This is a genomic window from Microbulbifer aestuariivivens (assembly GCF_039545115.1).
GTDB classification, from domain to species: Bacteria; Pseudomonadota; Gammaproteobacteria; order Pseudomonadales; family Cellvibrionaceae; genus Microbulbifer; species Microbulbifer aestuariivivens.
Genome location: NZ_BAABRT010000011.1, coordinates 109,716 through 121,427, shown reverse-complemented (window position 1 = coordinate 121,427; position 11,712 = coordinate 109,716). Strand labels below are relative to the sequence as shown.

9 protein-coding genes and 4 tRNA genes are annotated in these 11,712 nt (G+C 60.5%); 12 read left to right on the top strand and 1 reads right to left on the bottom strand.

The annotated features are described in order from the left end of the window. Nucleotides 1-1,421 precede the first annotated feature (1,421 nt). A complete protein-coding gene (locus ABEA58_RS08520; RefSeq protein WP_345550601.1) occupies nt 1,422-2,285 on the top strand; it encodes an aldo/keto reductase in 864 nt (287 codons plus the stop codon). Between the two features lie 8 nt (nt 2,286-2,293). On the opposite strand, the gene ABEA58_RS08515 is transcribed toward ABEA58_RS08520, so the two are convergent. Beyond that, nucleotides 2,294-3,265, bottom strand: a complete 972-nt coding sequence (locus ABEA58_RS08515) for a hypothetical protein (RefSeq protein ID WP_345550599.1) — start codon at nt 3,263-3,265, stop codon at nt 2,294-2,296. Between the two features lie 21 nt (nt 3,266-3,286). On the opposite strand from ABEA58_RS08515, the gene ABEA58_RS08510 reads away from it, so the two are divergent. The 11 genes from ABEA58_RS08510 to tuf all read left to right on the top strand — a co-directional run bounded on the left by ABEA58_RS08510 (nt 3,287) and on the right by tuf (nt 11,597). Next, the gene (locus ABEA58_RS08510; protein ID WP_345550598.1) at nt 3,287-4,879 is read left to right on the top strand and encodes an alpha/beta fold hydrolase; all 1,593 of its coding nucleotides are present in this window, start codon (nt 3,287-3,289) and stop codon (nt 4,877-4,879) included. Then, nucleotides 4,876-5,625, top strand: a complete 750-nt coding sequence (locus tag ABEA58_RS08505; protein WP_345550597.1) for an ABC transporter ATP-binding protein — start codon at nt 4,876-4,878, stop codon at nt 5,623-5,625. Before ABEA58_RS08510 ends, ABEA58_RS08505 begins: the two co-directional genes overlap by 4 nt. Next, complete coding sequence (locus ABEA58_RS08500) at nt 5,622-6,812, top strand: ABC transporter permease (RefSeq protein ID WP_345550595.1); 1,191 nt, start codon at nt 5,622-5,624, stop codon at nt 6,810-6,812. The genes ABEA58_RS08505 and ABEA58_RS08500 overlap by 4 nt, the downstream gene beginning before the upstream one ends. A gap of 186 nt (nt 6,813-6,998) precedes the next feature. Next, nucleotides 6,999-8,015, top strand: coding sequence for a bifunctional biotin--[acetyl-CoA-carboxylase] ligase/biotin operon repressor BirA (gene birA, locus ABEA58_RS08495; protein WP_345550593.1), 1,017 nt, complete (start codon nt 6,999-7,001; stop codon nt 8,013-8,015). Beyond that, a complete protein-coding gene (locus ABEA58_RS08490; RefSeq protein WP_345550591.1) occupies nt 8,012-8,764 on the top strand; it encodes a type III pantothenate kinase in 753 nt (250 codons plus the stop codon). The genes birA and ABEA58_RS08490 overlap by 4 nt, the downstream gene beginning before the upstream one ends. A gap of 39 nt (nt 8,765-8,803) precedes the next feature. Continuing rightward, nucleotides 8,804-9,529, top strand: a complete 726-nt coding sequence (locus ABEA58_RS08485) for an SPOR domain-containing protein (RefSeq protein WP_345550589.1) — start codon at nt 8,804-8,806, stop codon at nt 9,527-9,529. A gap of 140 nt (nt 9,530-9,669) precedes the next feature. Then, nucleotides 9,670-9,745, top strand: a tRNA-Thr gene (locus ABEA58_RS08480). A gap of 107 nt (nt 9,746-9,852) precedes the next feature. Continuing rightward, a tRNA-Tyr gene (locus tag ABEA58_RS08475) sits at nt 9,853-9,936 on the top strand. Between the two features lie 73 nt (nt 9,937-10,009). Beyond that, nucleotides 10,010-10,083 (top strand) — tRNA-Gly (locus ABEA58_RS08470). 116 nt (nt 10,084-10,199) lie between these two features. Next, a tRNA-Thr gene (locus ABEA58_RS08465) sits at nt 10,200-10,274 on the top strand. A gap of 129 nt (nt 10,275-10,403) precedes the next feature. Then, entirely contained in the window at nt 10,404-11,597 is a 1,194-nt protein-coding gene (gene tuf / locus ABEA58_RS08460) for an elongation factor Tu (RefSeq protein WP_345550569.1), read from the top strand. The last annotated feature ends 115 nt before the right edge of the window (nt 11,598-11,712 follow it).

Here is an 11,712-nt window from a genome sequence, read left to right as displayed (position 1 = left end):
CAGAAGTGAAACGCAACATCGCCGATGGTAGTGTGGGGCTTCCCCATGTGAGAGTAGGTCATCGTCAGGCTTCAAACCCGAAAGGCCGTACAGGTAACTGTACGGCCTTTCTTCTTTTACGCTGAATCGAAATGCACAACCGCTGCGATCAAGGCAGATCATGGCCTTATGCGAGGGCGGATAACCTGGACGAGGCAAATACTCGTCCCACTCTCGGCTGCGTCTCAGTGCTCATGACAAGTGGCCGTGCCTTGGGGTTCAGCGTCTTCAACGCGCATTAAACGATTAGCACGGTTAGCACGGTTAGCACGATTAAAGGGTCGCCCTGCAGGGTGGCCCTTTTTTGTTTGGAAAGTTGAATTGACGGTAATTTTCGACGCACCGCGTATGTCTGGATAGGTATCGGTGCTTTGTTTTTCGATGGGGGCGTCACTTAACTGGCAGCTCGTTTGCGACCGGCGCCAAGGCGAGGCAACTCTTCGGGAGACTCGGGTGTTTCTCTTGTTTTTTTATTTCTCTTATTTCTCTTATTTCTCTTATTTCTCTTATTTCTTTTGTTTCTTTTGTTTCTCTAGTTTTTCGGTTTTTCTGTTTGCGCACGTCGCCACAGCCTCAGTCCTAATTTCAATTGCAACCAGAGAGAAAATTTTATTCTTCAGTAGGCCGTGCAGAGTTAGGGTATGACAGCAGGTGACTGTCTATCCGTAAAAATGTGCGGTCACGGCGTCGCGGCAGCTCTGGTGTTTTTTTCATCTTTTATAGCTATCCCTTACGGTGTCTAACTCTGGGCTATCTTTCCCGGGGTTATGCACAGTTGTTTCCAGTATCTCTGTGAACAATCTATGACGAGTCACCCTGTGAGCGCACACTAGTGCTTTGTCCTCCTCCCCTGAACCCTGGTCCTCGCTCTTTCCACAGATAAGCTCTTGTCTTGGGGATAATTTCTGTGGAATGACGACCAGGAAGCTTTTGTTAATGCCAGTTATGCGCAAGGCTTTAGTCTGCCGTGTTTCAAAAGCTGTTTGGATATACAGGCTTTAATCCTCGGTGCCCAGTCGGTGTTTTTTTGCGCGGGTATCTGTATGCCACGATTTATCGGCACCAGCCAAATCTATACCGTGTTTATTCACAGCTCCTTCCCGTGATTCTGTTAGTAATACCGACTTCACTGGCTGTGGATAGTAGCTGGGGCGATCAGTTGATGTGGTCAGCCGGACAAGTGAGCAGAATCACCGGGGCTGTCTGTTGCGGGATATTCAGGAAGATAGGTGCGGCAGCAAAAGCCAAGTGCAAAACTACAATGGCGGCAGGCAGGCAGGCAGGCAGGCAGGCAGGCATGCTTGTCTGACACATATTGATTAATGAGGAGGAGTGCTGGCCGTATGCAAAGAGTGACTTCTGCTTTAAATCCGGACTTTTCTATGTCCCGTTTGTCCATGGGTCTTTGGCGGATCGGCAGCTGGAAAATGGGCGCGCAGGCACGGCTGAGTCTCGCGCAGGAACTGCTGGATATGGGGGTAACGACCTTCGATCTTGCGGATATTTATGCTGACTATCAATGCGAGACCCTGTTCGGTGAGGCACTGCGGCTGGACCCCTCGATCCGCGAGCGCATGGAAATCGTCAGCAAGTGCGGTATCAAGCTGTGCGGGCGAGAGAAGAATTACCGCTTGAACCATTACGACCTGAGTCCAGCGCATGTGATGCGCTCAGTGGAGGGGAGTCTGCAGAAACTCGGCACAGACTATCTCGATCTGTTGCTGCTGCACCGGCCCGACCCGCTGCTGGATGCGGAGGCGCTCGCCGGTGCGTTGGATAAACTGGTGGAAAGCGGCAAAGTGCGGGCTGTCGGGGTGTCTAATTTCTTGCCACACCAGTTGGGATTGCTGCAGTCACGCCTTTATGCGCGCCTGATCGTCAACCAAATCGAAGTTTCATTGCTGCACAATGCGCCTATGTTCGACGGCCAGCTGGACTATTGCCAGCAGGAGAGGGTTATTCCCATGGCCTGGTCTCCTTTCGCGGGTGGAGATTTGTTTACCGCTGAAACGGAGGCGGCCGTGCGTGTGCGGGACTGTATGGAATCGCTGCAAGGTGAATTGGGATTGGATGCTCAGCAAATGGCTCTCAGCTGGCTACTGAAACATCCCAGCCAAATGGTGCCGGTACTTGGTAGTGGCAAAATTGAGCGGCTGAGGAGTGCGGTCGCGGCGATGGAGGTGGACCTGCCACTGGAACCTTGGTTTTTATTGCTGCGGGCCGCTCGAGGCCGTGACGTGGACTAAGACTGAGTTCAGTCTGCGTGGGCGTTCTCCGGGACCAGCTCGAAGGCCCGCAGTCCCAGTTCGAAGTTTTCCCATGGGGCCAGCTGCGCTGGGATTGAGACCTGCCGCAGGGGATTTAAGCCGTGGCAGTCCATGACCCGCAGTGTGTCTCCCTGCACGCAGTGAATAAGACTTTCCGGGTCGCTTTTCGCTTGCCGGACCAGCTGTTGGTAGTCGCAGTCTCCCCCGAGTTGGATAAAGCGCGATTCACCTTCGGCCTCTTCGACCCGCAGCCATAGGCTGCCCCGCGGAGTGTCCGAGTCCCCGAGCAGCAAGGGGCCACGGCTGTCCTCGTGCAGAGGTGTCCGTTCTTTGCTGTGCGGGGGTTCCTCCGGTGTGCCGAGCCAAATCCAGCCGGACAGGCCGATGCGGGTGAGGTGCCACTGGCTGTGCCAGACAGTGTCCATTTCGTCCACCCGCAACTCACCATACTCTCGCTGGTCAACGGCTGGCTCCAGCTGGGCCTCCGCTGCGGGATTGGCAGCGCGGAACCGCTGAAGCTGCAGGGTCATTTCATCGTTAACTTGCCAGTGCTTGCACAGCCGCCACTGCATCGGGTAGCGACCCCATTCAACGATGTACTCCTCGCCTGTGCGCAGGCTTGCGGCCACGCGCCAGGGGGAGCCTTCGATCATTATGCAGGTGTCCCCCGCACCACTGGTTGAGCGCGCGGCCTTGCCCGACATAAGAGTGTCTGCGTCGGCGGTGGCCTCCGAGACATTGACGATGAATGTGTCACCCCCTTCGATGACCTCGTACCAGGGAAAGCCGTGGCGGAGGGGCGGGGGGAAGGCCAGGGGAGGACGGCCGGAGAGCAGCCGGTGTAACAGCACCGACTTTTCGATATCCAGGTCGGAAAGTGTATAACCCTGTTGCTGGGCTATCTGGCCCCAGACGAAGGCCGCCTGGATCAGTTGTTTTTCTGGCTCTGAAAAGTTCATGGCGGTGCAGCCGTGACTGGTATGAAGAAACCATACCACCGGGAGGCCGGCTGCGCGAATTCCCGTCGCTGGGGACTCGCCCGCCGTGTTTGGTTAAACTGCCAGGCACTGATGGTAAATGTGGAGTTCCGTCCGATGGCAATGGAGCAGACCAGAGAACTTGTTGTGGGGGCGCTGTGTGCCCTTTCGGTCTGTTTAATGGTGCTGGCGCCGTTCAGAGCTAACGCTGCTGCAGAGAAGTCGCAGCCGGAGGCCTGTCACTTGCATGGCTGGTCGCAGTCGCTGCGCTGCTATCAGGTCCCGGTCGGCACTGAATCGAAACCGGTGTTGCTGGCAGTCGCGGTTGCACCCGCGATCAACCCGGATGGCAGTGAGCCTCTATACCTGCTGGCCGGTGGCCCGGGTCAGGCGGCAAGTCATCTGGCACCGCTGCTGCACAGTTTTCGCAAGGTTAATCGCAACCGGGACATCGTGATGGTGGACCGGCGCGGCGCCGGAAGAAGCGGCGCCTTTGACTGTGGACTGCAACAAGAGCTCCCGGCGGACCTGGAGACGTTGAGTGCGCGGCTGGGCCGCTGCTACCGGGAGCAGCAGGCCCGCACCGAGGGCCTGAACAGCCGCCGGGCGGTTGAAGATCTCGAACAGGTGCGCGGGCATCTGGGGCACGACAAAATCGCCCTCTGGGGCGGTTCCTGGGGTACGCGCACAGCGCTGCTGTACCAGCAATGGTATCCACAATCCCTGAGTGTTTTGGTGCTGGACGCGGTGGCGCCCATCGATGCAAAGGTTTTTCTTAGCGCCGGGGCCGCCGAGCAGGCACTGGTCGAGCTGCAGGAAGACTGCAGGGAGGACAGGAGCTGCGCCGCGCTGGGAGACTGGCGCAGTGAACTCGATCAATTGCTGCGCGACTGGGAGAGTGTGGCTGGCCGTCTTGCCGATCCACTGACCGGTGCGCCTCTGCAGCGCCGCGTGCCGCGCTGGGAGCTGGCCAACGCGGTGCGCACTGCCCTTTATGACCCCGCTGCCGCGGCGCAGCTGCCGTATGTGATTCACCAGGCTGCTGTTGGCAACCTGCTGCCACTCTCCGGGCTTACGAGCCTCTTTTTACCTGCAGCCGACTCCATGTCGATGGGCCTGACGTTTTCTGTTGCCTGCGCTGAGGAGCTCAGCAGGATCAGCGACGCAGAGGTGGTCGCGGACAGCCGCGATACATTTCTCGGCAGCGCTTTTATTGACCTTTTCCTTGCCGGGTGCCGCGTCTGGCCAGTGCCGCCAGCCCCCTACACAGATCCGCAACCGCGGGACCATCCGGTGCTGCTGATTTCCGGCAGTGCCGACCCGATCACCCCGCCCCACTATGCCGACAGCCAGCTGGAATACCTGAGCCATAAACGGCATCTCATAGTCGATGGTGGTGGGCATATCAACAGCCGCCGGGGTTGTATCCCGGAATTGATCGCAGACTTTCTCGGCGACCCGGAACAGCCGCTGGATGCCGCTTGCGTGAGTGAAATCCGCCGACCGCCCTTTATGGTGGCTGCGTCTGGTCCTGCTCTGGATGCCGGGTCTCAGCAGGCCGGCTCTGCGGTTGTTCGCAATGAGGTGGCGGAATGATCGAAGTGCAATCCCTGCGAAAGCAGTTTGGCGGGCGGTTGGTGTTGCGCGACCTGAGTTTTACCCTCCCCGACGGCCGGATCACGGCGCTGCTCGGTGCCAACGGCGCAGGCAAAACCACCTGCCTGAGAATTGTCACCGGCCTTTTGCGCGCCGACGCCGGCTGCGTCCGCGTCGGAGGTATTGATGTGGCCCGCGATCCACTGGCGGCAAGGCGCCTGTTGGGGGTCGTCGGCGATCGCGAGGGGCTTTACGAGCGCCTGTCGGTGCGGGAGTACCTGGCCCTGTTTGCACAAATGCAGGGGCTGCGGGGAGCGCAGCTGTCACAATCGCTGGAGGCGGTGCGCGCTGAGCTCGAACTGGAAGACCTGTGGGAGCGGCGCACCCTCGGTTTCTCGCAGGGGGAGCGGATGAAGGTGTCCCTGGCCCGCGCGCTGGTGCATCGTCCGCGACACCTGATCCTCGACGAGCCGACACGGGGCCTGGATGTGCTGGCGGCGCGGCTGTTGCGGCGCACGCTGCTGCGTCTGCGGGATTCTGGAACCAGTATCGTGTTTTCCAGCCATGTTATGTCCGAAGTGCTGGAGCTTGCGGACCGGGTGCTGGTCATGGCGGCGGGGCGGCTGGTAGGGGATGATGAGCCGCGTGCGCTGATGGCCGGTTGTGGCTGCGATAACCTCGAAGATACCTTCGTCGCGCTGGCTTATGGTCGGGCGGTGGACGCTGCGCGGGGGGAGGCGCTATGAAACTGTTGCGGCGATGGATGCCGGCGCCGATTGGCGCGCTGTTGTACAAAGAGCTTCTGGAAGCGTGGCGCGACAGGCGCGCCCTGTTTACGGCCATCACCTTCGCCCTGCTGTTTCCCGCGATGATTACCGCTGTCACGGTTTTTATGGTCAAGGTCAAAGCCGAGAACGATTCCCGGGTGGCGGTGCTCGGTGGCGGGCAGGTGCCGCTATTGATACAGCAGCTGTCCGGCGGGCGGTTACTGGTGGATCAGCTGGATGAAGGTGACCCCGCACAGCTTCTTGCCGGTGACTACGACCTGGTGCTCCAAGTCGGCGAGGATTTCGCGCGGGACTATAGTGCCTTCGCCATGCCCCGGCTTTATCTGTATGTTGATGGCGCATCCAAGGACGCCGGTCGCGCCCGCAGCCAACTGCTGGAGCGCCTCGCGCCCCTGCAGCAGCAGATCGTCCAGCAGCGGGCCATCGCCCGCGGGGTCGCCCCGCAGCTGTTCTCGCCCTGGCGCATAGAAGTGCGCGATGTCAGCACACCCTCCGAGCGCGGCCAGTTGATACTGGCTTCCGTGCCGGCGTTGCTGATCATGACACTGTTTGTTGCCAGCCTGGCGACCGCTGTGGATGCCTCGGCGGGCGAGCGGGAGCGCCTCAGCCTGGAGAGCCTCTTGATGCAGCCACTGCCAGCCTGGCAAGTGGTGCTGGCGAAGACGCTGGCGGTGGCCAGCATGGGCTGGCTGGGCGGTTTGCTCGCAGTCGGGGCGCTGGCGCTGCTGATTCCGGTTATGCCGCTGGCGGAATTGGGGATACAGCAGAGCAGCAGCCTTGCCGACCTGGTGACCATGGGGCTGCTGCTGTTGCCGCTCGCCTTGATGGTGGCGGTGGTGCAGTTGCTACTGGCGCTGGGTTCCAGATCCTTCAAGGATGCGCAGATGCGGCTCAGCATTCTGCAGGTGGCCCCCCTGTTTGTGCTGATGGCTCTGGATATGTCCCAGGTGCAGCTGGATAAGCCGGCCTGGCAGCTGGTGCCATTGGTCGGTCAGCAGCAGTGGCTGAAAGCGCTGCTGGTGGGCGAGGCGGTGTCGCTGCCGATGCTGCTGGCGGGTTCGCTGGTCACCCTGCTGATGGTGGGCGGATTTGTCGCGATTGGGGGGCGGGCACTGCGCCGTGAAGCCTTGTTGGCGGCGGCCTGAACAGGGTGTATGCGTGGGAATCTTTTAGCTGGCAACGGGCTAGGGGCTTGTGCAAGCCGCCCTCGATACTAGCGGTCATCGGTCATCGGTCATCGGTCATCGGTCATCGGTCATCGGTCATTAAATTCTGACCCGTCTCGGCCGTCGCCAGCGACGGCAGTCTGACGCAGTGGGGAAAACGGATACATGAGTAAGGGTGCTTCAGCCGCATTGCGGCCGTTGATGGAGTTGCTGGCAGATGGTGAGATCCATTCCGGCGAATCTCTCGGTGCCGCGCTGGGAGTCAGTCGCGCCGCGGTGTGGAAGCAGTTGCAGAAGCTTGAGCAGCTGGGGCTGTCGGTTGAGTCGGAAAAGGGGCGCGGTTATCGCCTGCCGGGCGGTCTCGATCTGCTCTCTGTCGATGCCATAAAAGCGCGCTTGAGTGATGGCGGGCGGGCGCTGCTCGGCGAGCTTCGCGTCGTCGATCAGGTGGATTCCACCAATGCGCGGGTGCTGGAGTGCCTGGAATCCGGCTCCGGCCACGGCCTGGCGATACTCGCGGAACAGCAGACCGCGGGCAGGGGGCGCCGGGGGCGGGCCTGGCTGAGCCCATTCGGCGCCGGTATCAGTTTATCTGTCGGCTGGCAGTTTCAGGGCGGTGTGCAGCTGCTGGAGGGGCTGAGTCTGGCGGTGGGGGTGGCGCTTGCGCGGGCGCTGGAGCGCTTCGATGTACCGGGTGTGCGCCTGAAGTGGCCCAACGATGTCTGGTGTCAGGGGCGCAAGCTCGCCGGAGTGCTGCTGGAATTGAGCGGAGATCTGACCGACCGCTGCGCTGTTGTTGTGGGGGTGGGGCTGAACGTCGGCCTTGCCGAGGCTGCCGCGCGCGGCATCGATCAGCCGTGGATTGATCTCGCCACCGTGCGCCCTGGCGTGGCTCGCAATGAGCTGGCGGCGGCCATGCTGGACGAGTTGTTGACGCTGTTGAACGACTATCCCCGCGCGGGCTTTGCGGCCTATCGCAGCAGTTGGGAACGGCTGGATCAATTCGCCGGGCAGGAAGTCAGTCTGCACACGGCCTCGACCGAGTGGCGCGGCAGCAACCTCGGCGTCGATGCCAGCGGCGCGCTGCTGCTGGACATTGATGGCGAGGTGAGGCGCTTTCACGGCGGTGAGGTCTCCCTGCGCGCTTCGGGCGACTTAGATGCAGACCGAGGCCGCAAATGATCCTGGAGCTCGACCTCGGCAACACCCGCAGTAAATGGAGGCTGCTCTCGCCAGCTGGCGCCACGCCCGTGGGGATACCGGGGCATGCCGGCGTAGTGGAGACCCAGAGCCTAAGGGTTGGTGCGGTACCGGCAATGTGGCGGGAGTTGCCGGTCACGCGGGTACGGGCGGCCAATGTGGCCGGGAGCGAAGCAGCCACCGGGCTTTGCGCCATCGCCGAGGAGTTGGGCTGGGGCTCTGTTGAGTTTGCTCGCGTGGAGAGCCAATGCGCCGGTGTCACCTGCGGTTACCGCGATGTGTCCCGCTTGGGAGTGGATCGCTGGCTCGCGGTGATTGCCGCCCATCAGCATTTTCAGCGCCCCTGTCTGGTGGCTGACTGCGGTAGCGCGGTCACCCTTGACTTGTTGGGGGCTGGCGGACAGCATCTCGGCGGCTATATAGTCCCGGGGCTGGGTCTGATGCGCCGGGCGCTGTTCCGTGATACCGATGCGGTCAAGGTGCCCGATACCCTCGAGGCCGGAATGAGTCTGGATGCGGGCTGTGATACCACTGCGGCGGTGAACCGCGGGCTGGTGTTGATGGTGCTCGGCGCTATCGATGAAGCCATGGGGCGGCTCGCGGTTAAGGCGCCTGCGCCTTTACTGGTGCTCACCGGTGGTGATGGCGCGCTGCTCGCATCGCTGACGCGCCATCGCGCCGAGTTGCGGCCCGATCTGGTCCTGGATGGCCTCGCACTCAGCAACCCGTAACTGATAATCAACCGGGGCTTTCGCTCCCACTGACTGCCTATGCGCTGGATCGTACTCCTTCTCTTGGTCGCCAATATTGGCGCTTTTGCCTGGTTTCGCTATTTCGCCGGCCCGGCTGCACCGGCTGTTGCGGGAAATACAGCTGAAGTTCCGGCGCTGCCGGAAGGTAAGCGCATCGAGCTGGTGGGTGAGGTGCCTGCAAATACCCAGCCGAGGCTAGAGCAAGAGCCAAAGCCGCAGCCAAAGCGTGAGCGGGCCGTCAATGTGCCTGCCGCAGTGGCAGGCAAATCTCTGTGCACCATTATCGGTCCGGTGGAGGAGGTTTATCAGGGCGAGGACATCGTCGAGAGGCTGGCGGCGCTGCAGATTCCCGCCCGTTTGCGCGAAATACAGATGGCGGGACAGATGCGCTACTGGGTGTACCTGTCGCCACTGGGGTCGCGCCAGGAGGCCCTGCGCAAGCTGCGGGAATTGCAGGCGGAGGGCGTTGACACCTATTTAATACCCAAGGGGTCACTCACCAATGGGATTTCCTTCGGGATATTTTCCGAGGAGGAGCGGGCTGAATCCCTTGCGGCTGAATTGCGCCAGCGGGGTTATCCGGTGTTGACCCGCGAAGAGCCGCGCACCTATCTCGAGCGCTGGATACTGCTCGAGGCGGGCGCGGAGGCTGCGCTGGCGGAGGCGTTCTGGCAGCAGCTTCAGCTCGACTATCCACAGATGGATCGCAAACAGAATCTGTGTCAGGAGCTAGAGTCAGACTAGGGTGGCCGGCGGCTGTCGGCGTGACTGCCGGCGAAGTGAAAAAACTGCTTGTGCAACAGTTGCTTGTCGGCGGAAGTTACCCTAGAATCCCGGCCTCACTTGAGGGGTCGAACATCGGCAGCTCAAGTATAAGAGGCAAAGCTGGCGTAGCTCAGTTGGTAGAGCAGCTGACTTGTAATCAGCCGGTCGGGGGTTCGACTCCTCTCGCCAGCTCCATTTTGTCTCTGTGTTGTCACATTAGGTTTCGCAGCTAAGTCTGTGAAATCCAAAGAAAAAGTGTTGACAGCGCAACGGCCTGTGTAGAGAATACACGCCGCTTTCGAGCAGGGGTTCCCGAGTGGCCAAAGGGATCAGACTGTAAATCTGACGCGCAAGCTTCGGTGGTTCGAATCCACCCCCCTGCACCATTTTGAGATGCCTTTCACGAGGTGTCGCCAGCGGAAGGTTTGGTTTGAGGCCTTTTGCCTGGAGCTCCCGCACGCGGGCATAGTTCAATGGTAGAACCTCAGCCTTCCAAGCTGATGATGCGGGTTCGATTCCCGCTGCCCGCTCCACTTGTTCGCTCGTGGAGTATGAGGGAATGGGTCGCCGGGATGGCGCCCGAGTGGTCGGCAGTGTCGACCAGCTGCCTGGCTTTCATCTTTGTAGTGGTTGCTTGTGGTGGCGAAGTGCTCATGTAGCTCAGGGGTAGAGCACACCCTTGGTAAGGGTGAGGTCGGCGGTTCAAATCCGCCCATGAGCTCCATTTTTCAATGGCCGCGGGGGCAGGTGTCTCTGCGGCTGTTTGTATCCGGGTGTTGCGTTTTTGGTGCCCGATTCGGCGGCTTATGTGCATAGGTGACGCCTTGGTGCGCCTATCTTGAGGAGGCTAGCAATGGGAAAAGAAAAGTTTGAACGTTCCAAGCCCCACGTAAACGTGGGCACCATCGGTCACGTTGACCACGGCAAAACCACCCTGACTGCAGCTCTGACCCGCGTTTGTTCAGAAGTGTGGGGCGGTGCGGCCGTTGCTTTCGACGGTATCGACAATGCGCCGGAAGAGCGTGAGCGTGGTATTACCATCGCCACCTCTCACGTAGAGTACGAGTCCCCGACTCGCCACTACGCGCACGTTGACTGCCCCGGCCACGCTGACTACGTAAAGAACATGATCACTGGTGCTGCGCAGATGGATGGCGCTATCCTGGTTTGTTCCGCAGCTGACGGCCCCATGCCGCAGACCCGCGAGCACATCCTGCTGTCCCGTCAGGTAGGTGTACCTTACATCGTGGTATTCCTGAACAAAGCCGACATGGTGGACGACGAAGAGCTGCTCGAGCTGGTTGAAATGGAAGTTCGCGAACTTCTGGACCAGTACGAGTTCCCGGGTGACGACACTCCGATCATCACCGGTTCCGCTCTGATGGCCCTGAACGGCGAAGACGACAACGAAATGGGTACCACCGCTGTTAAGAAGCTGGTTGAAACCCTGGACGAGTACATCCCGGAGCCGGAGCGCGCCGTAGATCAGCCGTTCCTGATGCCGATCGAAGACGTATTCTCCATCTCTGGTCGCGGTACTGTAGTAACCGGTCGTGTAGAGCGTGGCATCATCAAGACTGGCGACGAAATCGAAATCGTCGGTATTCGTGAAACCACCACCACTACCTGTACTGGTGTTGAAATGTTCCGCAAGCTGCTCGACGAAGGTCGTGCTGGTGAGAACATCGGCGCCCTGCTGCGCGGCACCAAGCGTGACGACGTAGAGCGTGGTCAGGTACTGGCCAAGCCGGGCTCCATCACCCCGCACACCAAGTTCGAAGCGGAAGTGTACGTACTGTCCAAGGACGAAGGTGGTCGTCACACCCCGTTCTTCAAGGGCTACCGTCCGCAGTTCTACTTCCGTACCACCGACGTAACTGGTGCGTGTGAGCTGCCGGAAGGTACCGAGATGGTAATGCCGGGCGACAACGTCCAGATGACCGTTACCCTGATCGCACCGATCGCCATGGAAGATGGTCTGCGCTTCGCGATCCGCGAAGGCGGCCGTACCGTTGGCGCCGGCGTGGTAGCCAAGATCATCGAGTAATCGCTGATCCCGAAGGTGCCCCGGCTGTCTGCGGTCGGGAGCCTTTGCCAAATCGAGGGGGCGGTGCTAAGATTCGCCCCCTCGTTTTTCAGGTGCTGCGGCACCTGCGAGTGTT

What these genes read in the sequence shown, in the direction of transcription:
- ABEA58_RS08520 (WP_345550601.1), top strand. Translation starts at nt 1,422, where the DNA reads ATGTCCCGTTTGTCCATGGGTCTTTGGCGGATCGGCAGCTGGAAAATG.
- ABEA58_RS08515 (WP_345550599.1), bottom strand. Translation starts at nt 3,265, where the DNA reads ATGAACTTTTCAGAGCCAGAAAAACAACTGATCCAGGCGGCCTTCGTC.
- ABEA58_RS08510 (WP_345550598.1), top strand. Translation starts at nt 3,287, where the DNA reads ATGAAGAAACCATACCACCGGGAGGCCGGCTGCGCGAATTCCCGTCGC.
- ABEA58_RS08505 (WP_345550597.1), top strand. Translation starts at nt 4,876, where the DNA reads ATGATCGAAGTGCAATCCCTGCGAAAGCAGTTTGGCGGGCGGTTGGTG.
- ABEA58_RS08500 (WP_345550595.1), top strand. Translation starts at nt 5,622, where the DNA reads ATGAAACTGTTGCGGCGATGGATGCCGGCGCCGATTGGCGCGCTGTTG.
- birA (WP_345550593.1), top strand. Translation starts at nt 6,999, where the DNA reads ATGAGTAAGGGTGCTTCAGCCGCATTGCGGCCGTTGATGGAGTTGCTG.
- ABEA58_RS08490 (WP_345550591.1), top strand. Translation starts at nt 8,012, where the DNA reads ATGATCCTGGAGCTCGACCTCGGCAACACCCGCAGTAAATGGAGGCTG.
- ABEA58_RS08485 (WP_345550589.1), top strand. Translation starts at nt 8,804, where the DNA reads ATGCGCTGGATCGTACTCCTTCTCTTGGTCGCCAATATTGGCGCTTTT.
- tuf (WP_345550569.1), top strand. Translation starts at nt 10,404, where the DNA reads ATGGGAAAAGAAAAGTTTGAACGTTCCAAGCCCCACGTAAACGTGGGC.